The 22,812-nt window shown below is 50.2% G+C and carries 21 protein-coding genes and 1 pseudogene; 5 read left to right on the forward strand and 17 right to left on the reverse strand.

Annotated features, from left to right (window positions below):
- Positions 1-66: 66 nt before the first annotated feature.
- From thyX to K7397_RS01005, 6 genes are all read right to left on the reverse strand, one after another.
- Positions 67-780 carry an FAD-dependent thymidylate synthase gene (gene thyX / locus K7397_RS00980; protein WP_223066060.1) on the reverse strand — a complete coding sequence of 238 codons (714 nt, stop codon included), beginning with the start codon at positions 778-780 and terminating at the stop codon, positions 67-69.
- Positions 781-991: 211 nt separating this feature from the next.
- Positions 992-2,884 carry an ABC transporter ATP-binding protein gene (locus tag K7397_RS00985; protein WP_223066061.1) on the reverse strand — a complete coding sequence of 631 codons (1,893 nt, stop codon included), beginning with the start codon at positions 2,882-2,884 and terminating at the stop codon, positions 992-994.
- Complete coding sequence (locus K7397_RS00990) at positions 2,881-4,608, reverse strand: ABC transporter ATP-binding protein (protein WP_223066062.1); 1,728 nt, start codon at positions 4,606-4,608, stop codon at positions 2,881-2,883. Before K7397_RS00990 ends, K7397_RS00985 begins: the two co-directional genes overlap by 4 nt.
- A gap of 25 nt (positions 4,609-4,633) precedes the next feature.
- Complete coding sequence (locus tag K7397_RS00995) at positions 4,634-5,092, reverse strand: MarR family winged helix-turn-helix transcriptional regulator (RefSeq protein ID WP_223066063.1); 459 nt, start codon at positions 5,090-5,092, stop codon at positions 4,634-4,636.
- 129 nt (positions 5,093-5,221) lie between these two features.
- Entirely contained in the window at positions 5,222-6,250 is a 1,029-nt protein-coding gene (locus tag K7397_RS01000; RefSeq protein WP_223066125.1) for a sensor histidine kinase, read from the reverse strand.
- 107 nt (positions 6,251-6,357) lie between these two features.
- Positions 6,358-7,032: a response regulator transcription factor gene (locus K7397_RS01005; protein ID WP_223066064.1), complete on the reverse strand. Its 675-nt coding sequence runs from the start codon at positions 7,030-7,032 to the stop codon at positions 6,358-6,360.
- 254 nt (positions 7,033-7,286) lie between these two features.
- On the opposite strand from K7397_RS01005, the gene K7397_RS01010 reads away from it, so the two are divergent.
- The 3 genes from K7397_RS01010 to K7397_RS01020 all read left to right on the forward strand — a co-directional run bounded on the left by K7397_RS01010 (position 7,287) and on the right by K7397_RS01020 (position 12,553).
- Positions 7,287-7,598 carry an MGMT family protein gene (locus K7397_RS01010; protein ID WP_223066065.1) on the forward strand — a complete coding sequence of 104 codons (312 nt, stop codon included), beginning with the start codon at positions 7,287-7,289 and terminating at the stop codon, positions 7,596-7,598.
- Positions 7,599-7,697: 99 nt separating this feature from the next.
- A complete protein-coding gene (locus K7397_RS01015) occupies positions 7,698-9,371 on the forward strand; it encodes an SWIM zinc finger family protein (RefSeq protein WP_223066066.1) in 1,674 nt (557 codons plus the stop codon).
- Positions 9,368-12,553 carry a DEAD/DEAH box helicase gene (locus K7397_RS01020; protein WP_223066067.1) on the forward strand — a complete coding sequence of 1,062 codons (3,186 nt, stop codon included), beginning with the start codon at positions 9,368-9,370 and terminating at the stop codon, positions 12,551-12,553. Before K7397_RS01015 ends, K7397_RS01020 begins: the two co-directional genes overlap by 4 nt.
- A gap of 107 nt (positions 12,554-12,660) precedes the next feature.
- Here K7397_RS01020 and K7397_RS01025 read toward each other — a convergent pair whose 3' ends face one another.
- The 9 genes from K7397_RS01025 to K7397_RS01065 all read right to left on the reverse strand — a co-directional run bounded on the left by K7397_RS01025 (position 12,661) and on the right by K7397_RS01065 (position 18,813).
- Positions 12,661-13,359, reverse strand: coding sequence for a hypothetical protein (locus K7397_RS01025; protein ID WP_223066068.1), 699 nt, complete (start codon positions 13,357-13,359; stop codon positions 12,661-12,663).
- Complete coding sequence (locus K7397_RS01030; RefSeq protein WP_223066069.1) at positions 13,356-14,006, reverse strand: ATP-binding cassette domain-containing protein; 651 nt, start codon at positions 14,004-14,006, stop codon at positions 13,356-13,358. Before K7397_RS01030 ends, K7397_RS01025 begins: the two co-directional genes overlap by 4 nt.
- 19 nt (positions 14,007-14,025) lie before the next feature.
- On the reverse strand, positions 14,026-14,817 hold the full coding sequence (locus K7397_RS01035) for a hypothetical protein (protein ID WP_223066070.1): 792 nt from the start codon (positions 14,815-14,817) through the stop codon (positions 14,026-14,028).
- Positions 14,818-14,961: 144 nt separating this feature from the next.
- Positions 14,962-15,564 (reverse strand): hypothetical protein, encoded by a 603-nt coding sequence (locus tag K7397_RS01040; protein ID WP_223066071.1) that lies wholly within the window; start codon positions 15,562-15,564, stop codon positions 14,962-14,964.
- 18 nt (positions 15,565-15,582) lie between these two features.
- Complete coding sequence (locus tag K7397_RS01045; RefSeq protein ID WP_223066072.1) at positions 15,583-16,380, reverse strand: hypothetical protein; 798 nt, start codon at positions 16,378-16,380, stop codon at positions 15,583-15,585.
- A 104-nt stretch (positions 16,381-16,484) separates the two neighbouring features.
- Complete coding sequence (locus K7397_RS01050; protein WP_223066073.1) at positions 16,485-16,676, reverse strand: hypothetical protein; 192 nt, start codon at positions 16,674-16,676, stop codon at positions 16,485-16,487.
- Positions 16,677-16,837: 161 nt separating this feature from the next.
- Positions 16,838-17,200, reverse strand: coding sequence for a fluoride efflux transporter FluC (locus tag K7397_RS01055; RefSeq protein ID WP_223066074.1), 363 nt, complete (start codon positions 17,198-17,200; stop codon positions 16,838-16,840).
- A complete protein-coding gene (gene crcB / locus K7397_RS01060; RefSeq protein WP_223066075.1) occupies positions 17,197-17,601 on the reverse strand; it encodes a fluoride efflux transporter CrcB in 405 nt (134 codons plus the stop codon). Before crcB ends, K7397_RS01055 begins: the two co-directional genes overlap by 4 nt.
- Before the next feature lie 360 nt (positions 17,602-17,961).
- Positions 17,962-18,813, reverse strand: a complete 852-nt coding sequence (locus tag K7397_RS01065; RefSeq protein ID WP_223066076.1) for a helix-turn-helix transcriptional regulator — start codon at positions 18,811-18,813, stop codon at positions 17,962-17,964.
- Between the two features lie 132 nt (positions 18,814-18,945).
- Between K7397_RS01065 and fabF the strand changes: the two genes are divergently transcribed.
- Entirely contained in the window at positions 18,946-20,187 is a 1,242-nt protein-coding gene (gene fabF, locus K7397_RS01070; protein ID WP_223066077.1) for a beta-ketoacyl-ACP synthase II, read from the forward strand.
- Positions 20,188-20,298: 111 nt separating this feature from the next.
- On the opposite strand, the pseudogene K7397_RS01075 reads toward fabF, so the two are convergent.
- Both K7397_RS01075 and K7397_RS01080 read right to left on the reverse strand, forming a co-directional pair.
- Positions 20,299-20,882, reverse strand: a pseudogene (locus tag K7397_RS01075) (NAD(P)H-dependent oxidoreductase).
- Positions 20,883-20,962: 80 nt separating this feature from the next.
- On the reverse strand, positions 20,963-21,385 hold the full coding sequence (locus tag K7397_RS01080) for a MarR family winged helix-turn-helix transcriptional regulator (RefSeq protein ID WP_223066078.1): 423 nt from the start codon (positions 21,383-21,385) through the stop codon (positions 20,963-20,965).
- Between the two features lie 355 nt (positions 21,386-21,740).
- Between K7397_RS01080 and K7397_RS01085 the strand changes: the two genes are divergently transcribed.
- Complete coding sequence (locus K7397_RS01085; RefSeq protein ID WP_223066079.1) at positions 21,741-22,442, forward strand: DUF4097 family beta strand repeat-containing protein; 702 nt, start codon at positions 21,741-21,743, stop codon at positions 22,440-22,442.
- The last annotated feature ends 370 nt before the right edge of the window (positions 22,443-22,812 follow it).

Genomic DNA, 22,812 nt, shown 5'->3' on the forward strand with positions numbered 1-22,812 from the left:
TTCTTCTTTGAATTCTGGCTAGGATTTTTTTCGGCGATGATCAGGATATATTTTAAAGCGACTATTTCAGATTTGGTTGTTCTTTATAAGTTCATTTAACGCATTGGGGAAAATGGATTTACTTTGTTCAAGAATGGCTTTGGCATACTCTTGTATTTCTTTTTGAGCATCGTGTTCAAGACGTTGATTCAGAAAGTGGCTCACAGACTGTAAAGAAGCTGTCCAGTACCACCGTACATACATGCCATATGCCGGAAGAAACAATCTTGCTTGTTCCGCACATATTCCATCCTTTAGCGCTTCTTCATACTTCTGAACTCCGGACTCTATGTATTTAAATAATTCATCCGTATATTTCTTTCCGATTTCCCAAGAGACAATATCGCCGCTGCCCTGTTTTGAATTCTCGGGTTGACTTCTCCACTCGTCGAATGCGGGAACATAAAACGTGGGTTCCTCGGTAATGTATCGCCGGCTCGATTCATTCCATGCTTCCAAGCTATCTCCCGTACCTTCGTAATGAGCCGATCCAACGATATATTTCCACCACTGTCTCGCAACCATTAAAGGAGCATAGATTTCAAATTGTAAAATGACATGCCTAAAGGGAGAGGTGTGCCCTTCTCTGGCCAGAAATTTTAACAGCCGAATATCTTTTTCATTTAATTCTTTGGATTCCTTAGCATAAGAGACTCTGGCTGAATTGACTACTGTCAAATCGGACCCCATATGATTCACCAGTCTTACATATCCCTTATCCAGCACATTTTGTAATGACAATTCAATCGCTCCTTACTGATTGCTTATTTTAGCTTCTTCGATATCATACAATACTATCGTATTTCGATCATTACCTGATGTGCCAACTGCCAAAAAAAGAAGCTGTCCTCCAGCAGCAAGTAGAAACGGCAAAGGCGTCCTTTACAAAGACGGTTTCCGTTTCTGCGAGAACTGCCTTTGGGACAGCCCCGTCCATCAATTGTTCATCAATTTAACCGGCGCTTGCCTGCGAGTCATCGCTGAACTGGCTGTTGTACAGATCGGCGTAGAATCCGCCCCGCTTCATCAGTTCTTCATGCGTTCCCTTCTCAATCACCTGACCCTGATTCATGACCAGAATAAGGTCAGAGCCTTTAATTGTTGACAGCCTGTGGGCTATGACGAAGCTGGTTCTGCCTTTCATCAGCTCATTCATTGCATTCTGGATATGCACTTCGGTGCGTGTATCGACGCTGCTTGTCGCTTCATCCAGGATCAGGATGGCCGGATCAGCCAAGATCGCCCGGGCAATCGTAAGAAGCTGCTTTTGGCCCTGCGAAATGTTGGACGCTTCCTCATTCAGAATCGTATCGTAGCCATCCGGCAGCGTACGAATGAAATGGTCGGCGTGAGCGGTTTTCGCGGCACGGACCACCTCCGCTTCGGATGCCCCTTCCCGGCCGTAAGCGATATTATCCCGGATGGTCCCGTTAAAGAGCCATGTGTCCTGTAGCACCATGCCGAACAGTTGATGCAAATCGCTGCGCTTCATATCTGTGACGTCAACGCCGTCAATTTTGATTTTGCCGCCTCTAAGCTCGTAGAACCGCATCAGCAAATTGATCAGCGTTGTTTTTCCGGCGCCGGTTGGACCGACAATGGCAACGGTCTGGCCCTGCTTGATATCGATGTTCATATCCTCGATCAGCGCAGGCTTGTCGTCATATCCGAAACCGACATGCTCGAAAACAACATCGCCGCGCGGATTCTGAAGCTTCTTGGGATTCGCCGCTTCCGGCACTTCCTCTTCTTCGTCCAGCACTTCAAAAACGCGCTCCGCGGAAGCGACGGTGGACTGAATGATATTGGCGATGTTGGCGGTCTGGGTAATCGGCATCGTAAACTGCCGCATGTATTGAATGAAGGCCTGAATATCGCCGATCGCAATCAGTTTCTTCGTAACAAATATGCCCCCGACTACCGAAACCAGCACATAGCCGATATTGCCGATAAAGTTCATGATCGGCATGATCATGCCTGACAGAAACTGCGCTTTGCTGCCGGCACTGAACAATCGCTCATTGACTTCATCAAATTTCGCAAGCGAATGCTGCTCCCGGCCGAACGCTTTGATAATTTTATGGCCTGTATACATTTCTTCCACATGGCCGTTCAGTATCCCCAGTTCCTTCTGCTGCTGGGCGAACTGCTTTTGGGACCGTTTGGCTACCTGGGTAATCGCCAGCACGCTGACTGGCAAGGTGACGAGGGCAATCAGCGTCATCCACGGATTGATGGTCAGCATCATAATGATAACGCCAATAATGGTTACAACGGATGTGATTAACTGCGTCAAGCTCTGCTGCAGCGTCGTGCTGATATTGTCGATATCGTTCGTTACCCGGCTTAGAATTTCACCGTTTGAGTGCGAATCGAAATATTTCAGCGGCAGACGGGTCAGCTTCTCGTTCACATCCCGGCGGAGCTGATAAACAGTCCGCTGGGCGACCCCCGCCATCAAATACTGCTGGATGTATCCAAACAGCGCGCTGATTACATAAAGGCCGACCAGCTCCAGCACGATGCGCCAAATGAATTCAAAATCAATATGCGCGCCCGGCACGCCTTGCTTTATACCCATAAGGCCATCAAATAGCTTGGTCGTAGCGCGCCCCAGAACCTTCGGTCCGTAAATGCTGAATATCGTACTGAGGATCGCCGTTACAACAACAATGGTCAGCTTGACCCGGTAAGGCTTCAAATATTGAATCAGGCGGCGCAGCGTGCCTTTGAAATCTTTGGCTTTCTGCACGGGCATGCTCATTCCAGGGCCCATCGGGCCGCCCGGTCCCGGTCCCCGGTTCATCCCGGCTGCCGGTCTGCTGTTTCCGCTTGTCTGGCTCATGCGATCTCCTCCTTTGACAGCTGTGAGCTAACAATTTCACGATAGACGTCGCATGTCTCCATCAGCTCGTGATGGGAGCCTATTCCGGCAACTCGGCTGTCATTCAGCACAATGATCCGGTCGGCGTCCATAACCGTGCTGACCCGCTGGGCAACAATGATCAAGGCAGCGTTAGCCGTCTCTTTCTTAAGCGCCGCTCGCAGCTTGGCATCGGTCTTGAAATCCAGGGCGGAGAAGCTGTCGTCAAAAATGTAAATTCCGGCTTCTCTGACCAGCGCGCGCGCAATGGACAAGCGTTGTTTTTGCCCGCCGGATACGTTGGAGCCGCCTTGGGAGATCAAGGAATTGTAGCCTTCTTCCATCCGCGAAACAAAATCGTCCGCCTGGGCGATTGAAGCGGCATGCAGAACTTCCTCGTCAGTCGCATCTTCTTTGCCGTAGCGGATATTATCCGTTACGCTGCCGGTAAACAGCACCGCCTTCTGCGGAACAAATCCGATTTTGGACCGCAGTTCGGACTGGGTCATATTGCGGATGTCCATACCGTCGATCAGAATCTCTCCGCTGTCAACATCATAGAACCTTGGGATCAGGCTGACGAGCGTTGTTTTCCCTGCTCCCGTTCCGCCGATAATGGCCGTGACCTCACCCGGTCTTGCCGAGAAGGACACATCCTGAATGGCGGGCTGCTCCGCTCCCGGGTAGCTGAAGGTGACGCCACGGAATTCCAGGTGTCCTTTTTGATCCGCAGGCTGCTCTGTACTTTCCGCGTCTTTGATAACCGGCTGAAGGTCAAGCACTTCATTGATCCGGTCCGCCGATGCCGAAGCGCGGGGAATCATGATAAAGATCATCGTCACCATAATCAGCGAGAACATGATCTGCATCGCGTACTGGATGAAGGCCATCAAATCGCCGACGGCCATATGGCCGGTATTGATCCGGTGTCCGCCGAACCAGACAATGGCAATTTGGGTTACATTCATCAGAAGCATCATCGCCGGCATCATGACGGCAAAAATTTTATTTACGCGAATCGATGTATCCGTTAGGTCAAGGTTCGCTTGTTCAAACTTCTTCTTCTCGTAATCAATCCGGTTGAATGAACGGATCACGCGAATGCCGGTCAGGCTTTCACGCAAAACAAGGTTTAGCTTGTCGATTTTCTTCTGAATCACCTTGAACAGCGGCATTCCCTTGCTTCCCACCGAGATAATCAAGGCGGCCATCAGCGGAATAATGACAACAAAGATCAGGCTGAGCCCGCTATCTTTGGACAGCGCCATAATGAGGCCGCCAATCGCCATCATCGGCGCCATGACCATAATTCTTAGCATCATGACCAGCACCTGCTGAACCTGGGTGATATCGTTGGTGGTGCGAGTAATCAGGGAGGCTGTGCCGATCTTGTCGAACTCTTCAAGCGAGAAATTGGTCACGTGCTTGAACACGCGCCCCCGAAGCAGCTTCCCGAAGCCGGCCGCAGACAGGGAGGAGTAATAGCTGGCTATAATGGAGCAGGCCATACTGCCTAAAGCGACGAGCAGCATAAACATCCCGTAGCGCCAGATGTACCCCGTATCCCCTTTCACTACCCCTTCGTCCACAATATCGGACATCAAGGTCGGCAAATACAATTCAGCCAAGGATTGAATGAACACCAGCACCAGCGTGAAAAATACGGGAATCCGGTATGGCCTCAAAAGGCGGAACAGCTTAAACATTCTCAATCATCTCCACTCTTTTTCTTCAGACTTCAGATTCGTTCTTGTTCTGGTTCAAGTACTTCAAAGCCTTCTCAAGCAAAGTCGTGAGCTGCTCCGTCTGCTCTTCTCCCAAGTAATTAGTCAGCCCTTTCAATCTCTGTACAAAATTGGCCTGTGCTCTCTGCACCAGGTTCTTACCCTGCTCGGTCAGCAGCACCCGGACAACCCTCCGGTCCTTACGGTCGTTAATCCGCTCTACCAGCCCCTCCGCTTCCAGGTTCTTGATCAGTTGGGTAACCGTAGGCGGCGTCACCTCCATCAGATTGCTGATTTCGGAAATGGTGAGGCCCTCGCCTTGCTCGGCGCCCCCTCTTCTGATGATGAACAGGACCCGGATCATGCTTGGATTGCAGCCTTCGAAGGTGGGCTTGTGCGGTTCGGATCTGCGGAACTGCCTTAAGATCTCCAGCAGCCTGTTTACCGCCGGATCATTGACTTCCAAGCGAAATACCTCCTTCTAAATCTGTTGTTAGCAAAAAATTAAACAATATAATATTTAGTAATACCTAAATATTAGGTAGACCTAATTATATGGACACGATATGCCGGTGTCAAGCGCCGGCGGGTGGGGCTAAAGCGGGAGCGTAATGATAAACTCCGTCCCTTTCCCCAGGGCGCTTGCAACGGAAATATTCCCCTTGTGGATATCCACGATTTTTTGAATAATGGACAGACCCAATCCGTTCCCGCCATCTTTAAGCGAGCGGGCTCGATCCACCTTATAGAAGCGTTCAAAAATGTGCGCAAGATCCTCATCCGATATTCCAATCCCCGTATCTTTTATGGAGACTATGGCCTGGTCCCCGCCGGCAGTCAGGGTGACACTGACCTCTCCGCCTTCCGGCGTAAATTTGATGGCATTGTGAAGAACATTCACCCATACCTGGCTGAGCATATCGGCATCGGCTTCGATCATGACCTCATCCAGCTCCACAGTCATTTCAATCCCCTTGTCCAGCCACTGCGGCTCACAGGCCAGAATCAAAAGCTGCAGCTGTTTGTCGAGACGGTAAGCGGCAGGACGAAACGGATGATGCTCCGAATCGAGCGAAGCGAGCCGCAGCATATTTTCGCTAAGCTTGGATAGCCGGGCGCTTTCCCGCTCAATAATGTCCAGATAGTGCAGACTCTGCTCCCGGGTCAGTTCTTCCTGCTTCAATACCCTCGCAAATCCGCCGATCGAGGTTAGCGGAGACTGGATTTCATGGGAAACGTTCGAGATGAACTCCTGGCGCATCTCCTCCATGTTTTTCAGATTGGCGGCCATTTCATTGACGCTTTTGACGAGCTCGTTGAATGGATGGGAACCGCCACGTCCCCTGCCGGGAAGCGCAAGGTAGACCTGAAAGTCGCCTCGTGAAATTCGCTTGAGGGCGTCGATCATTTGCTGAAAATAGTCATTCTCCCGTTTTCTTGAAAAACGGGACACGATGGAAATAAGGGTACCCAGCAGCATGAAGCCCGCTACGGAGGTAATGAGCTGCTGGGCGAGCTGTCCCGGCTGCCAGTCCAGACGGCCGTAAACATATTTTGCCGCAAAATAGCCCGCTGTCCAGCAGGCTACCAGGATTACAAGGAGCAAAAGAACAGGAAGGATCATAAGCAGCTTGCTCGGTTTGCGAGAAGCCGGCTCATTGCAATGTTCCTGCTCGCCAGGGCCTCGTCCGTGTCTTCTCCTGCCTGGGCTTCCATGCTTTCTTTGTCTAATCATCCCGTCACCTCGAGCCGATAACCCAGCCCGCGGACCGTTCTGATTTTGAAGGAATGCCGATCCTCCGGAAACCGCTCGCGAAGCCGTTTGATGTGCACATCCACGGTCCGTTCGTCTCCCTCGTAATCATAGCCCCATACCTGTTCAATAATCTGGTCGCGCAGAAGCGTCCTGCCGGGATAGCTTGCCAGCAGGAATAACAGCTCGAACTCTTTGAGCGGTAATGTTACAGGCTGGTCTCCAACATCGCACTCATAGGTTTTACGGTCCAGTGCCAGTTCTCCCAGGTTGATCTGCTGAGACGCCGCAATCCGGTACCGTTTGAGCAGCGCCTTCACCCTTGCAATCAGCTCCGGCGCTTCAAAGGGTTTCACCATGTAATCATCGGTTCCAAGTTCAAAGCCCTTCACCTTCTGGGCGGTCTCTCCCTTTGCCGTCAACATCAGCAGCGGCATGTCGTAGTGCTCTCCCAGCTCCCGGCACAGCTCCCAGCCATCCATTACCGGCATCATAATATCCATAATGACGAGGTCCGCCCTGACCTCTTGCAGCAGCTTGAGCGCGTCAAGGCCATTGTCCGCGGACGCAACCTCAAATCCTTCCTTAATCAGCACTAGACGAATCAATTCCTGAATGTATGGATCGTCATCCACCACCAAGATACGGGTCATCCCCTGTCTCTCCTTCCCGCCGCAGAAAATAAGGCCAGTCATCAGCTTCTTATGCAAGCATAACGGCGCTTCATGAACTGAATATGAACGAACTTACTAAAATCATTATAATTCAAGAAAAAGTCCAATCCCTTCAGAGCAGAAAGAGATTGGACTTTTGGACCGTTCAGGCATCAATCTCCGGCAACTGTGGTAGTATGATTACAACCCGGACAGCAACTTTGCAAAAGGAATAATAAAAAGGAGTCCAAGCTATGCAGCCTTTCACTGAGCGTGTAATCTCGATCATCCAAACGATTCCCGAAGGCCGGGTGATGACCTACGGCCAAATCGCCGCTCTCGCCGGAAGTCCAAGGGGAGCGCGGCAGGTCGTGCGCATCCTGCATTCGTCAAGCCGCAAATACAACCTGCCCTGGCACAGGGTCGTTAACGCCAAAGGGGAAATCGCCATTCTGGATGACGAGTCCAGATTTCTGCAGAAGCTGTATCTGGAGCAGGAAGGCGTAGAGCTTGGCCTAAATGGCCGGGTAGATTTGGACGTGTACGGATATAAAGCACATGACTAAATGTATCCAAGCAATCTCGAAAAATAGACTGGATGGTATAATTAAAGAAATAATCATAGAAATGCCTATCTGAAATTTCGTAGAGGGGGCCCTATAACGATGCAACAAACCGACCTTATCGATGATGCCGGATGGAATTTGCTGCTTCAGAATGTGGCCGAGAATTTCAATGAAGTCACGCTGAGCCGGGGCTTTCATTACTATAAACAGGGCCGTGTGGCGGAATTGACGCTGGATGGCCCCCGTACTATACAAGCCCGGGTTAAAGGGACCAAAAGCTATGAAGTGGACATTAATCTCGATTTTTTCACGCTTAGCGGCTGCAGTTGTCCGGTAGAAGGCACTTGCAAGCATATGGCTGCGGTACTGCTGAAATATGCCGAAGAACAGGGGCGCTCCGTCAATGCCCTGGCTAATGCCAAAGCCAATCAAATTCTGGAAGCCTCCAGGGGGACGGACAAGCCGGCTGCGCCTTATCTGGCGCCGAAAGCTGCCGCGGCATCGAGGGCGGCCATCATGCGGCAGCAGCTGATGGAGCAGGCCCACCTTCTTGCGGACATGGATATTCCGGAATGGCACCGTCTGTTCGAGCAGTGTACGGCTGCGCTCGAGCGGGAGATCCGGAATTCGGCTTATGCGGGGCAGGCGCTAAAGCTGATTTTTGAGATCAAGCCGAAGCTCTCCCCGCTGCTGGAGCAGCTGTTTGGTCTGCACGCCCACCTCTTTGTGCTGAAGGCGCTGCTTCAGCCGGCTGCGGTCCCTGGCTTCTCCTCCGGCTACGGGCAACATCTCGGGTATTTCACACACATCGCTGTATCCGAAATGGATGATGCGGTGCTGATGAGCCTGGAGTCTCCCCTCTCCGGGAACGGTTTGGAGCCGCCGGCTGAGCCTGAACAGCAAAAGCATATCGGGCAAACCCTGTCCTACCTGCGTACCGAAATGCTGACGGAGCCGCAGGGACAGTCTTATTTTTCCCGTTATTATTTTCTCTTCTGGACGAACTGGACCGTATCCGCCCCCGGGAAAACACGCCTGTATGAGCAGGAGCTCAAGCGGCTTGAGCTCGCCGAACAGGAGCTCGGTTCCGAGCTTGCGGGTTATCCGCTGCTGCTGGCGAAGTCCCGAATGCACTTCTTCCTGTCCCGGGACGCCGAAGCGTGGTCGCTGCTTCATCAAGCAGGTGAGCGGTTCGGGGTCCCAGGCGGTGATTTGCTGGATGTTCTGGATCGGCTGGCAGGCGATGAAGACTGGCAGCGGCTGACTGCCTGGCTGGCCGAAACCGCGGTTTTCTTCACGTTCAGCCCTTCCGGCCTGCTGGACGATTATTTCAGCTGCTGGGAAATGGCCTCGGCCCATTTTCCGGATGCGGAGCCCATCATGTGGAACGTGCTGAGAGACATGCTTCCTTCTGCGGGAAGGTATTATGAACGCAAATTGGCCGCCCATGGAAAATGGCAGGAATGGATGGATTACCAGCTGTCGGCCGGAACGGAACCCCTGGATTACCGGGCCAAGGATTTGCAAATTGTGGAGAAGGAGGCGCCCGAGCTCCTGCTTCCTTTCTACCATCAGGCTGTGGAGAGATATGTCACCCAAAAGAACAGGGACAGCTACAAAGCTGCGGTCAAGCTGCTGAAACGGCTGTCCAAGCTGTACAAAAAAATGAAGCGGCAGGCGCGCTGGGAGCAGTTTCTCAGCGAGTTTACGTCCCGGCACAGCAGACTTCGGGCGCTGCAGGAAGAGCTTCGGAAAGGAAAACTCATCTCATGAGCAGGCATTTGCAGACTATAACCGTTCACGTCCGGCTCAGCCCTTATGGGGACGCACTTATATATGGTTCGAAAGAGACCTACGGCTTTGAGCCGGGCTTGTATTTGAAACAGCTGCTGTTCGCCTGGCACGAGGCTTCGACGTACGGGACCGAGCTTGAAATTCAGCATGTGGAAAATACCGACGTGATCGTTCTCCCCGCCGAGCAGGTGATCGGTTTCTGGGCGGAGCCGAGGCTGCTTGCCCATGTCGGCTGGGAATGGGATGAGGAAGCGGCGGTTTTGAAGACGCTCGCCTCTCTGCTCGCTGCCTGTCTTGAGCAGCGGAAATACCATCCCGACTTCGCGGCCCGCCGCGCGGGCAAATTGCAGTGGACCTGGGATGAGGCGGCTCTGGAGACGCTTCTGAAAGATGCCGGTAAAGATGACGAAAAAGAGGGCGAAAATGCCCGCCAGGCTTTCCGCTCCGTGCAGGAGGATGACAGCTTTCTGTCCGGCCTTCGGTCGGCCTTCTCCGCCGCCGTGGACCAGCGATATTACAACACGGAGGAAGAAGCAGCCGATCTGCGAAGCGAATTCCCCGGACTGTTCGATACCGATCCGGCGCGGATTGCCGGGATGAACGAGCAGGCCTGGCTGATCTCGGTGGGCTGGAAGGCGGATACAGCGCCTTTCCGGCCGATCCTCCAGCTGCTGGAGCCGCATGAAGCGGGGCGGGAGTGGAGACTGCAGCTTCGGCTGCAGGACAAACAGGATGCGCCGGCGCTGTTTCCCATCCGGCTCGGCGAAGACGGCCAGGCGTCAGGCTCCTGGCCCGAGCCTTGGACGGCCCACGTCCGCGAGCGCAGCGCAGGCTGGCTGGAGCGGCTTCGGGCCGGACTGCCGCCGGAACTTCTCGCTGGCGGCGACGATGTGCTGGGCCAGCCGCTGGATGATGCAGCGGCCTGGCGGTTTTTGAAGAGCGATAGCGAAAGGCTGCTGGAAGCCGGTTGGCAGGTACTGCTTCCTGCCTGGTGGGAGTCGGCCAGCCGCAGGAAGCCCCGGCTTCGGGCCAAGGTGCGTTCCCGTTCCGAGGATGACAGCCGCCGCCAGGGCCCCTCTCTGTTCGGCCTGGACTCGATCATTGATTTCGACTGGCGCATCGCCATCGGGGACGCCGATCTTTCAGAAAGCGAGTTTAAAGAGCTGATCTCCCGGAACGAACGTCTGGTTCGCTTCCGTGGCCAGTGGCTTTCGCTGGACCCCGCTTTCCTGGCCCAGATCCGAAGAGCGATGGACAGCATTGACTCGTCTCAGGGACTGTCCTTTCAGGACGTGCTGCAGCTGCATCTGCTGGGGAACGAACCGGATGACAAGGCCGGCAAAGAGAGCAAGAATGACAAGGACGCGTCGGAACAAGGGAATGAAGAACCGAAGGAGTCGGATCGCGTCCAGATCGAAGTTGAGCTGAGCGGCCAGTTGGTTCAGCTGTTCGGCCAGCTCAGCCGCCGTGAAGAATGGCCTCTTCTTCCCGCTCCTTCCGGTCTTGAAGCCACCCTGCGCTCCTATCAGCATGAGGGGTTTGCCTGGCTTGCTTTTCTGCGCCGCTTAGGGCTTGGCGCCTGCCTTGCCGATGACATGGGACTCGGCAAAACGGTGCAGCTGATCGCTTACCTGCTGCATATAAAGGAGAATCCGTCTGCAGCCCTGCAAGATGCCGCTGGACATGCTGCGGAATATGCGCCGCAAAACGCCGCCGGATACGCCGCATGGCCTGCCCTGATTATTTGCCCAACCTCGGTCCTCGGCAACTGGCAGAGGGAGCTGCGGCGGTTTGCTCCTTCGCTCCGCATCTTGCTTCATTATGGCAGCGGGCGGCATAGCGGCGAGACCTTCTATGCAGAGGCACGGCAAGCCGACGTCGTCCTCACCTCCTACGCCACTTCGGCGTTGGATCAGGAACTGCTGCAGACGATCACCTGGGAAGCAATCTGCCTGGATGAAGCCCAGAATATCAAAAACGCCCAGACCAAGCAGTCGGCGGCTGTCCGCAGCTTACCTGCCCGGCACCGCATTGCGCTGACGGGAACGCCGATTGAGAACCGGCTGTCGGAGCTGTGGTCGATCTACGATTTCATCACGCCGGGATACCTGGGGACAGCCCGCGCGTTCCAGGCACGATTTGCCGGTCCGATCGAGAAGGATCATGACGAGCGGCGAACCGCCGACCTTAAGAAGCTGGTGAACCCGTTCCTGCTGCGCCGTAAAAAGAACGATCCTTCGATCCAGCTGGATTTGCCGGACAAGAACGAGATGAAATCCTATGTGCACCTGACCGCGGAGCAGGGTGCGCTGTACGATCAAACCGTGAACCAGTTGATGCAGCGTATGCAGAAACTGGAGGGGATCGCGCGCAAGGGCGCTATCCTGTCCGCTCTTACCGAGCTCAAGCAGCTGTGTGACCATCCCGTACTCCTTACCAAGGAGTCCCTTCCCGGGATAAGCGCAGCGCCGGATGACGAGCTGCTGGATTATGGGCCGCTCATCGAGCGTTCCTCCAAGCTGGAGCGCCTGCTCGCCATGGTCAAGGAACTCCGCGAAGAAGGAGAACGCTGCCTGATCTTCACCCAGTATATCGGGATGGGACAGCTGCTTAAGTCCGTGCTGGAGCATGAGCTCCAGGAGCCCGTTCTTTACCTGAACGGCAGCACTTCCAAATCCGCCCGCGACAAAATGATCGAGCAGTTTCAGAGCGGCGGACATAGGCCGGCGGAAAGCGAGGCCCTGGCCGCTACATCAGCGTCAGGTTCAGGAGCCGCGTCGTCCAGAGGTTCCCAGGCAGCCGCTGCGACTGCTGAAGAATCCGGCCGCAAGCAGCCCGGCGTGTTCATTCTATCGCTTAAGGCGGGCGGCGTTGGCCTCAATCTGACAGCGGCCAATCACGTTTTCCACTTTGACCGCTGGTGGAACCCGGCCGTCGAGAACCAGGCGACCGACCGGGCCTACCGGATGGGCCAAACCCGGGATGTTCAGGTTCATAAATTCATTTGTCTCGGCACGCTGGAGGAGCGGATTGACGAGATGCTGGAGAGCAAGCAGCAGCTCAGCGACAATGTCATCTCCAGCACCGAAGGGTGGATTACCGAGCTGTCGACGGATGAGCTGCGGGATCTGTTCACACTGCGCAGGGAGTGGACAGGCTAACATCTTTTAAATGCGCCAGTTTATTTAACGAGGAAAAAATAACTTTAATGTAAAGGCTGCCTCCTTGGCAGCCTTTATCATATAATACCGCTAAAAACACATGAAAGTCAGGAATTTACCAGTGTGGAAAGCACATCTTGTTTGATCTTCATATAAGTTTTTAATATCCCTTCTTTCATTGTAAGAATATCCCAATCTTTTATTTGTGAATATGGAACACCTTGATCCAGCTCTTCTTGGGTGAGTACTCTTAATTTCCCTGAACCAGGGGCTTCCTGCAGCGGAAATTTCCCATAGTGGCTGGAAACAGGCATATAACTGATAGCTTCATCGTTTTTATAGGAATAGTGTTTTGGCTTTTTGAGAGGATTTATAAATAAGATGTATTCTTTACCGGTCTGCATAAGTTGATAACCGCCGAACGAGAAATAATTTGTATCCAAAAAATTGCTCGGTTCGAAAATATAAATTTTGCTACCTTTTAGAGAGCCGTTCCCTTTATACACCTCCAGCACCTGTACACCAGAACGGACAGCATGCGAATAATTCTTTCTATCCTCTGTCACTTTCGCTTTTACAATCAAAGCTGATTGTTTCTCAAGTTCTCCGGCAGTTTTAATTTCATTATAAAAATATATAGAGCTTACTCTTTCAGAATCAATAAGACTTAACAGGACATTGTCATGGTTCATATAGCTGTCAAGCTGAACATTTGATATGAAGGATGCCTTAGTTTGGATGCCAAAGTACACGCCTCCCGCCAATAGTAACAATAAAATTCCTAGAAAGAGTCGGCCTGGTTTCATTTTGCATCCTCCGATTCATTCAACAATTGCCCATTTTTCATGCGGAACTTGTGATCGGCAAGCAGCTCTACATCTTCTTTATTATGGCTGGCTATGAGCACTGTTCCTCCCCTGGCTTTTTCCTCCCTTATAATCTGTCTCACCAGATCAATTCCATCTTCATCCAGTGCATTGGTGGGCTCATCCAGAATGAGAATATCTGGCTTTTCCATAACTGCCTGGGCAATGGCTAACCGCTGTTTCATTCCTAAAGAGTACTTTTTGAACTTACGAGGATCGTTTGGATTCAGCCCTACCCGGTTAATCGCCTTACAAATGTCTTCCGCTGTAATTTTGTTTTTTATTGAGGCAAGCATTTTTAAGTTATCGAATCCGGTGTAGGAATCCCAGAAACCAGGCGATTCGATTATGACTCCAATACTTTCAGGAAAAGAACAATCCTTATGAAGCGTTTTTCCCTGGACTATAATCTCACCTGTCGAAGGTTTAATTAGTCCGCTTATTGCTCGAAACAACATAGATTTTCCAGATCCGTTCGAACCGTAAAAGGCATAGACCCGCCCTTCATCTAGTTCTAAATTAATATGATTAAGAACAACACTTTTGCCAATATTTTTACTGACATTAATCAGCTGAATGATGGACATTCCTTATCCTCCCCGTTGCTTAATAGATATCTAATCTGTTTATTTTACGAAGACCTATCAGAAGCACCACAATGATAGCAACAATCATATAGCACCCGGCAAACCGGACTCCGTCGCCTAAATAAGATTTTACTTTTTCCGTCCCCGTAAAAATCGAAGCTTGCCACCCATATACGCCTTGCGTTAAAGGCATCCACTTCAATTGTGTATAATAAGCAGTGGACACTCTCAAAAGGCTTCCTGCTGTAAAAAGCGCAATCAACTGGTATGAAAGAACAAGCACCGAACTGACTACCGCGCTCAAACTTAGCGATAAGAAATTTATCGTCAAAACCAAAAGGATACCGCTTAATGACAGAAGCGCCGTTATTCCAATGGTGACCTCCCATAATGTAAAAAGGGAAGCTGCCTTTAATCCGGAGATATATCCTAAAAGTACAGTCGATCCTTGTAATAATAATTGGAAAACAATCACATAGTGAGATAAATACATTGCCTGTTTAACTAACCAACTTTTTCTTCGTGCGGTTCGTGTAAATAGATAAACTGCATGCCGGTCAAGTTGCTTAGCTATATGCTCACCAAAATTGAAATTTGAGACCAGGAACGGTAAAATCCACATAAATACAGGAATAACGGTCTGTACAGCATAAACATCAATTGTACCGTATGCTGAAATCATAAGATCTTCCAGTGAGGCGCTGGAGGGATAAAACCTCAGCACACTAAGCAGCGCAAGAAGAAGGCTCCAACCTAACAACTTCAATAGCAAGGAAATATCCCATTTTATTCCCACTGGTATTAATCCCATAAGAAATCTTTCTCCTTCAACAACTTGATCACCGCAATATTGCATAGCAGAACAAGGAGTACAAAACCCATAATTATCCATATATCGGTTATTTCGATGAAGAGGCTCCCGGTTCCAATCTTGTACATTGAAGACATATATTCCTCAAATGTATACCAGGATGCTCTCGTAAGATATTTCACTACCTTGATTAAAATAAGCAATATCATCGGAAGAAAAAGTCCCCAGTAGCTCTGCCGGGCCATAATAACAATGGCCATGCCGATTAACCCGATGATGAAAAAACCTAAAAACTGTAAAATGACGGACATGAGAGAAAAAGCTATGTACGACGCTGTAAAAATCGAAGGGACTCCTCTCATTATAGAAAGAGTGAGGAAAAGCAAAAACATGGAGGATTCCCGTAAAAAGAAGGGAAAAATATATGTTAAGCCGTACGTTTCTCTGCCACCATACCCGAATAGATTCAAATTTCAGTAGAATATTAATTTTGTTGTAATAGGAGAAAGCCTTCAAAATAAACAACAGGAAAAAAGGAATATACACAAATAGAAATTCAATATCATTTGCCATGACCTTGTATATTTGCATCCATGTCTGTGCTAATAAAGCATGATCTGAACCGGTCGCAATGTCCATCGGTACAGACTTCAAAGCAAGAACGAATAGTGCCGACTGAGCAATCAAATACGAGACCATAGTCCTTGAGCGGATGCACTTGAAGAATATTTGTTGATGCAGTTCCATGTAACAGGCTCGCCTCCTTTACTCCTCCAACCCTATATCGTGCCGCCTTCTCCTAAGGTATAAAGCTATCAAGCTACAGAGGATTAAAACGAAAATCCAAGCTCCTAACAAAACTAAGCTCCCCTTGTTCCCAGGCACTAGCAAATGGGAGAAGGACCATCTGTAAGAACCGAATGAAGTTAACAGCAAACTAAATAAAGTCATGAACAGAAACACGCCGGCGAAAATAATAAAACGACTTTTGCGGATAATCAGGAATACACCATAAGTAAATACCGCAAAAGCTGCTGCCATTAGGCTAATTAAAATAATGAACGCCAGATTGTACAGCATCGGATGTTCTAAACGAAGCAAATCAAGAATAGCTTCTGAATCGTAATTTTGGAAACCAATATCGTAAGGAGGCAGGTTAAAGCGGTTGTCATAGCCTGTTTGTGGAAATGTAATGAGGCAGAGCAGCTGGTTTATTAGCAACGGAATAAATATTGTAAGGAATGTGGCTAGAAAAATAACAATCTCCTTTGCCCATAGGTAGGACCTAAACCCTGTCCTGGTTAGCACGTTTTTATAAATACCCGTTCTTAAGTCACTATAGAAAGAATCGGAATAAATGATAGGGGCCAGCAAGGGCAAAAGAATTAACTCAATAATAAGGATTGTCTTTGTTGATGTGTACTGTAGTAAAGACATTTCATACGCCGAACGGATATGCATTAAATCGGACCCAAAGCTGCGATAACAGGCAAACAGAAACGAACCTATAGACAGAAGGAAAAACAAAAAAACAAAATTTGGAACGCAGTTGTTCGCAGACATCGTAAAAACTCTAATTTCAACAGTTTTGACAAAGAAGCCCCTCCTTTTCCTACATGGAAGTGGAGTGCTGGTAGACCAGCACTCCACTAGTTTAGTTAACCGGCTTATCTCGCCCAATAAACTAGTACAGCAAATATCCCCGAAAGAGTAGCGAGGACTCCCAGCGCAATGCAGGCGTTAATAAAACTTCTGACCCAGTCCTCCCTCCCGCGGCCAAGGGTTTCTTGCTCCGCTTCCAGCCTCTGATGGGCTGCCGCGGCTTCCACCAAGTCCAGGTTTTGGGGCTCCATGATCATATGAGCGGACCTCCCGGCCTTTTTAAACCCATTATATCCTATTTACTCTTCCTTTTGGTAAATATTTCTACGGAATCCTGAAGTCACGCCGGGTCGTCATTCCCAATAAAAGACCCTCTCATCCCATCGGAGCCGAGCCAATCCGCGCCCCAAACCGTTGTTCAATGAATCCATCTCCCTAATCCATAGCCCAAGGACACGAGCACCATCCCTATCGCGACACTAAGCAGGACGTAACGTACAAGATGCTTCCATTTTTGCAACCTGCCGAACTGGACGAGCTCGTATTGAAATGTCGAAAATGTCGTAAATGCTCCCATAAAGCCGGTCCCGAGCAGCAGGGTCATTTGAAGATTGGCGCTTAGCCCGTATAGCAGTCCCAGTAAAAATGATCCCAGGGCATTGACGAACAAGGTACCGGCGGGCAAAGCGGATGGGAACCTTTTTCCGATGCCTTCTACTGCACCGTAACGGCAAATGGCCCCGGCAAAGCCTCCGATGCCTACCCATAACAGATCCATCATGCTCCTCCCTCCTGCTCCGCTGCCGCCTTTCTTTTAAAAGTACCCAGCTTTACGCCTGCATACGCGCAAAGATATCCCCCGATCAAACTGAACAGCATATACGCAATTGCCGTCACCCAGTGCCCTTCCCTCATCAGTTCAAAGCTTTCTTTGCAAAATGTCGAGAATGTGGTGAAAGAGCCGATCAGCCCGGTGCCGAAGGCCGTTCTGAAATAGGGATGGACCGTGAAGCGGGTCGCTATAGCAGTATAGAAAAAAGCCAGAATAAAACAGCCGGAAAGATTGACTATGAATGTACTGGCCGGAAATAAGGTGCCGTCTGGCCAGACGAGCCATTTTCCCATTTCATACCGCAGGATCGCGCCAAGAATACCGCTAATGCCAACAAAAAAGTAAACCATTCCATCACCTCGTCTAATCTATATAAGTTGAACAAACGATTGAATCATGTGTCACTGCGAAGATGGATAGTTCTTACGATCGCTGTTCCCCCCGGATTTCTTTGAGTTGGCCCTAAGTAGGGAGAAATCCGGGGGCAAAGGCGAACGCAGCTTATGCTTACGAAGCAGCTTTCTTGCAGAAAGCTTTTAGCTTCTTCAGAATCCATCCATCTTCTCCGTTCTCTATGCTATTCTTTAGTTCAACTTATCTAGCATGCTTCAGAGCCGCGCTTTTTGTCTATGTCTTTTTTCGTTGTCCCGTAAGGTCATTAGCCCTTAAGGCCGATTATGGCGAACTATCCACACAAGCGATTGTCTCTTTCAGCCCATATCAGAATTCTGCCTCATCAGCTTCTTCAGCTTGGCTTCCGTATTGGAATGAAGCTCAGGCGTATAGATGCTGCACCTGAGATCGGTATCTCCCTGCACCTGCAGCGAGGTCAGCTCAAACATCATCTTGCCGGCTTTGGCATGCCGGAACTCCAGCAGCACCTCGGGGGCCGTGCTTACCTTGCTCTGCTCCCACAACCGGCTGAATTCAGAATGCTGCCGCTTCATTTCATCCAGAAACTGATCGTACCAGCTGTCCTCCACATATTGCCCATAGTAAGCGCGGAACATAGCCAGGTAGTCGGAGACGAATTGCTCCCAATTGACAGCCAGCCTCCGGAACTCCGGGCGTGCGAACAGCAGGCGGATCAGGTTTCGCTCCTCGGAAGGAATTCGTTCAAAGTCCAGAAAAATATGCGAGGCCGCCTCATTCCATCCGACAATATGACATTTGCGGTCCGAAATAATAACGGGGCAGAACCGCAGCTCCTGAATGATCTTCTGCAAAGACGGACTGATCCGGGCCATTTCCTGCTTCGGTAAACCGGTTCCTTTACCCGTTTCAAGCGCCAGGGAAAAGAGGTATTTTCGCTCGTCAGCGGTCAGCTTAAGGGCGGCCGCAACACAATCAAGGACGGATGCCGACACTTTAATGTCGCGTCCCTGCTCCAGCCAGGTATACCAGGTAGTGCTTACACCGGCAAGCTGGGCGACTTCCTCTCTGCGCAGCCCCGGCGTTCTCCTGCGCGTTCCGGTCGGCAAGCCGACCGATTCCGGAGAGAGCTTGGCTCTTTGAGCCTTTAGAAAAGCAGATAACGCCTGCAATCGAACCTGGGGATTCATGACTTTCGCACCTTCGTTTTCATTTATTATGGTGTTCCTTATACTAGGATAAACTATAACTTGTAATAGGATGAAAATCGTGACATGATAACCTTAGCACCTGGTACTAATTTAATCAAGGGGGATTGTGTCATGCCGGAAAGAGTTGTTGTGACGGGAATGGGGATTGTATCCCCGCTTGGAAACAATATAGAAACGTTCTGGTCCAATTTGATTCAGGGTAAATCGGGAATCTCCTATATAGACACTTTCGATACTTCCGAATATAAAGTAAAAATGGCTGGGGTTGTCCGCGACTTTGACGCAGGCGCGCTCTTTGGAGTCAAGGAGGCCAGACGTATGGACCGGTTCTGCCAGTTTGCCCTGGCCGCTGCGGAACAGGCCTTTCAGGATGCGGAGCTGAAGCCAGAGCAGCTTGACCGGGAACGGATGGGGGTTTATGTCGGCTCCGGAATAGGCGGGATCCATACCCTGCTCGGGCAGAGCGAGGTGTTAAGCTCCCGGGGGCCGGGCCGGGTAAGCCCTACCCTGGTTCCGATGATGATTTCGAATATGGCATCTGCGCTGATCAGCATTAAATTCGGGGCGCTCGGTCCGACGCTGTCTCCGGTTACGGCTTGTTCCATAGGCAATACCGCTATAGGCGAGGCCTACTTCAACATCAGGTCGGGCAGATCGGACCTGATCTTTGCCGGCGGAGCGGAAGCGACGATCAACGGGCTTTCACTCGCAAGCTTTTCAAACGCTACCGCTTTATCCACCCGAAACGAGGAGCCCACACGGGCCAGCCGGCCATTCGATGCCGGACGCGACGGCTTCGTCATGGGCGAAGGGTCGGGAATTGTGATTCTGGAGTCGCTGCCTCATGCACTGCGAAGAAATGCCCGTATCTATGGGGAAATTATTGGCTATGGAGCCACTTCCGACGCGTATCACATGGTGGCTACCCCTCCTGATGGACAGGGAGCCAGCCGCGCGATGAAGCTTGCGCTGTCCGAAGCGGGCATATCGCCAGACGAGGTGGATGTCATTAGTGCGCATGCCACGAGCACCGAGCTTGGCGACCGTTCCGAAACGGCCGCGATCAAAACGGTATTCGGCGACCATGCCTACCGCATCCCCGTAACGGCCAACAAATCCATGACCGGCCATATGTTTGGGGCGGCAGGCGGAGCGGAAGCGATTGCGCTTGTAAAATCCTTGCAGGAAGGCATCATTCCGCCAACGATCAATCAGGAGAGAAGAGATCCGGATTGCGACCTCGACTACGTTCCAAACGAAGCCAGAAGAGCCGAACTTAAGATAGGTTTGTCCAATTCCTTTGGCTTTGGAGGGCACAATGCCGTCATTGTCGTTAAAAAATATGAGGAGTAACAACCCGTAACGCCCGCGCTTCTCATGTAAAAGACGCCAAAAGAGCTGTCCGAAAGAGCAGATATCCGTGCTCTTCCGAACAGCTCTTCTTGCTGCTTCGGCTCTTTCGCCTTACGCAAACACTTCGCCCAGGGTGTTCTCCACTTCCTTCAGCATTTCTTTGCGAGCCGCATCGCCCACGTAAGGAACGCTGCCGAAGAACAGATGCCCCACGGGCTCTATGCCGACAAAATCAAAGATTCCGGTGTCGGATGTCAGCTTCATGCCGGCGGTCATGCCGATTTGGTCATAGATTTCGTTCGGGGTACCGTGCGTATTGATAATAAAGCCTTTTTTGCCAGCCAGCAGCTTCATGATGCCTTCTTCACCCAAAGCGTAAGCAAAGCCATACGAAAATACGCGGTCGATATAACCTTTCAGAATAGCCGGAAGACCGGTCCACCAGATTGGATAAATCAATGTGATGGCATCCGCTCGGCAATATAGTCCTGTTCCGCTTTAATGTCCTGCGGCGTTTGGCCCGCTCTCAGGGCCGCCGTGTCTTCCGGCGTCAGCACAGGCTGGAACCCGAGGGCATATAAATCGCGGACCACAACTTCATGGCCATTTTGCCGAAGTGCCTTTACCGCAGTTTCCAAAATGGCATGATTAAAGCTTTCCGCATAGGGATGGGCATAAACGACAAGATGTTTCATTTTCACTACCTCCATATATTTGGGAATAATTGGTTCACAACTCTATATACATAGACATCTATGTATCATAGCGAAAAAAATTAGAAGCTTCGCAGGATCCGGTCGAGCAAAGCTTCCAGCTGCTCTTGTTCGGTATTGTCCAACCCGCCGTACAGGGTCTTGTTTAATTTGTCTGAGACCTCGCGGAATACCGGCTCAAGCTGCCTCCCTTTCTCCGTAAGCATCACCCGGGTTACGCGGGTGTCCTCCTCCATCTTCGTTCTTTGCACATAGCCCAGCTTCACCAGCTTATCCACCAGAACCGTGACCGTCGGCTGCTTCCGGCGGATTTTGTGGGCCAGCTCCTTAACGGATAATCCGTCCTGCTGATACAGAAACGTGAGAATATCGCCATGGGACGGGACAATGTTGTCCACCCCGTGCTTGTGAAGCTCCGTCACAATCACTTGATTGGCGGCGTCTCTAATCTTGCTTATCATCGAGGCTGCGTTATTTTTGATCATAATTTTATTTTACATAGATATCTATATATTTCAAGCTATTTTTTATAATGAGCATTTCGGGCAGGTGGTTAAAAGAATAGTATTTACTTAATTGTAACATTTTACTCTTATTATCTAGTTTATTATAAATAAACATACGCGAGCTTTAACTTGTTTTCCATTTAAAATCAGAGAAATTGGGGAACCGTTTGTGAAAAAATGAACGTTTTTTCACGTTTACCCCGTTATCTGAAATTTTAAATGCATTTTTCTGCATTTCTAACAATCAACCCGGGAGGAGCTGCCGAATATCATGCGAAAATTTCCGATTGTTCTAGTATGGGTGCTTATAATAATCCTTTTAGGAGGATGCAGTATGTTTCAAAATGAATTTGTACGGAAGGAAACACAGACCCAAACGCTGGATGAAGTTAACGAACTCACGCTGATTAACGGAATGGGTGATATCAAAATCAGTCCAGGCAAGAATGGCGAAATAAGTGTCTTGGCTGTAAAAAGGGTGAGGACAAAGGATAGAGCCATAAAAAATGAAATTATGGATAATATCCTTATTGAGCAGGAATTACAAAGAAATACGGTTTTGATTCATGCTGTTGCCAAGGATCATTCAGACTTATGGGAGTGGAAGCAAAACCATTACCAATCTGTCAATATATCCGTTGACTATGAGGTGAAAATACCGCAAGGCGTTAAAGTTTATACCGTCCAAAACGGAATGGGCGATATCAAAATGGATGACATTGAAGGAGCGGTTCAAATCCAAAATGATATGGGAGAAGTAAAGCTGTCGAAGGTTATTCTGGAGGGAGAATGCAGTGTTACAACAAATTTGGGAAATATAAATCTGAATGTAAGAAACATGGAGCAGGCCAATGCGATCCGGCTTGCATCGGATTTGGGAAATATCAACATAAAGGTTCCCGGCAAAGCGAGATACAATCTTGAAACGAAGATTTCCAATGACGCTTCCAAGAAACAGACCGTAAGCGGAGGCGGCACAGATCTTACGGCTGTGGCGGATCTGGGCTTCATTAAAGTCAACGGCAAACGGCAGTAAGTCGGTGCTAAATCAAGTATGTTAGCCCTAACGGTTGCATGAGGCAGCTGCGGTCATCGACGACCTTATGGGAAAAGACAGCTGCCGGCCGCAAGGACCAGGGCCGTAAATTCATCTTCTGTTCGCTCCTCCTTTTACGGACACCATGATAAAATTTATTTACTATATAAGTTGAACAGCATAGAGAACGGAGAAGATGGATGGATTCTGAAGAAGCTAAAAGCTTTCTGCAAGAAAGCTGCTTCGTAAGCATAAGCTGCGTTCGCCTTTGCCCCCGGATTTCTCCCTACTTAGGCCAACTCAAAGAAATCCGGGGGGAACAGCGACCTTAAAGAACTATCCATCTTCGTAGCGACACATGATTCAATCA

The organism is Paenibacillus caui, assembly GCF_019904135.1.
Lineage (GTDB): Bacteria > Bacillota > Bacilli > Paenibacillales > Paenibacillaceae > Fontibacillus > Fontibacillus caui.

What these genes read in the sequence shown, in the direction of transcription:
- K7397_RS00985 (WP_223066061.1), bottom strand. Translation starts at nt 2,884, where the DNA reads ATGAGCCAGACAAGCGGAAACAGCAGACCGGCAGCCGGGATGAACCGG.
- K7397_RS00990 (WP_223066062.1), bottom strand. Translation starts at nt 4,608, where the DNA reads ATGTTTAAGCTGTTCCGCCTTTTGAGGCCATACCGGATTCCCGTATTT.
- K7397_RS01000 (WP_223066125.1), bottom strand. Translation starts at nt 6,250, where the DNA reads ATGATCCTTCCTGTTCTTTTGCTCCTTGTAATCCTGGTAGCCTGCTGG.
- K7397_RS01005 (WP_223066064.1), bottom strand. Translation starts at nt 7,032, where the DNA reads ATGACCCGTATCTTGGTGGTGGATGACGATCCATACATTCAGGAATTG.
- K7397_RS01010 (WP_223066065.1), top strand. Translation starts at nt 7,287, where the DNA reads ATGCAGCCTTTCACTGAGCGTGTAATCTCGATCATCCAAACGATTCCC.
- K7397_RS01015 (WP_223066066.1), top strand. Translation starts at nt 7,698, where the DNA reads ATGCAACAAACCGACCTTATCGATGATGCCGGATGGAATTTGCTGCTT.
- K7397_RS01020 (WP_223066067.1), top strand. Translation starts at nt 9,368, where the DNA reads ATGAGCAGGCATTTGCAGACTATAACCGTTCACGTCCGGCTCAGCCCT.
- K7397_RS01025 (WP_223066068.1), bottom strand. Translation starts at nt 13,359, where the DNA reads ATGAAACCAGGCCGACTCTTTCTAGGAATTTTATTGTTACTATTGGCG.
- K7397_RS01030 (WP_223066069.1), bottom strand. Translation starts at nt 14,006, where the DNA reads ATGTCCATCATTCAGCTGATTAATGTCAGTAAAAATATTGGCAAAAGT.
- K7397_RS01035 (WP_223066070.1), bottom strand. Translation starts at nt 14,817, where the DNA reads ATGGGATTAATACCAGTGGGAATAAAATGGGATATTTCCTTGCTATTG.
- K7397_RS01040 (WP_223066071.1), bottom strand. Translation starts at nt 15,564, where the DNA reads ATGGAACTGCATCAACAAATATTCTTCAAGTGCATCCGCTCAAGGACT.
- K7397_RS01045 (WP_223066072.1), bottom strand. Translation starts at nt 16,380, where the DNA reads ATGTCTGCGAACAACTGCGTTCCAAATTTTGTTTTTTTGTTTTTCCTT.
- K7397_RS01050 (WP_223066073.1), bottom strand. Translation starts at nt 16,676, where the DNA reads ATGATCATGGAGCCCCAAAACCTGGACTTGGTGGAAGCCGCGGCAGCC.
- K7397_RS01055 (WP_223066074.1), bottom strand. Translation starts at nt 17,200, where the DNA reads ATGATGGATCTGTTATGGGTAGGCATCGGAGGCTTTGCCGGGGCCATT.
- crcB (WP_223066075.1), bottom strand. Translation starts at nt 17,601, where the DNA reads ATGGTTTACTTTTTTGTTGGCATTAGCGGTATTCTTGGCGCGATCCTG.
- K7397_RS01065 (WP_223066076.1), bottom strand. Translation starts at nt 18,813, where the DNA reads ATGAATCCCCAGGTTCGATTGCAGGCGTTATCTGCTTTTCTAAAGGCT.
- fabF (WP_223066077.1), top strand. Translation starts at nt 18,946, where the DNA reads ATGCCGGAAAGAGTTGTTGTGACGGGAATGGGGATTGTATCCCCGCTT.
- K7397_RS01080 (WP_223066078.1), bottom strand. Translation starts at nt 21,385, where the DNA reads ATGATCAAAAATAACGCAGCCTCGATGATAAGCAAGATTAGAGACGCC.
- K7397_RS01085 (WP_223066079.1), top strand. Translation starts at nt 21,741, where the DNA reads ATGTTTCAAAATGAATTTGTACGGAAGGAAACACAGACCCAAACGCTG.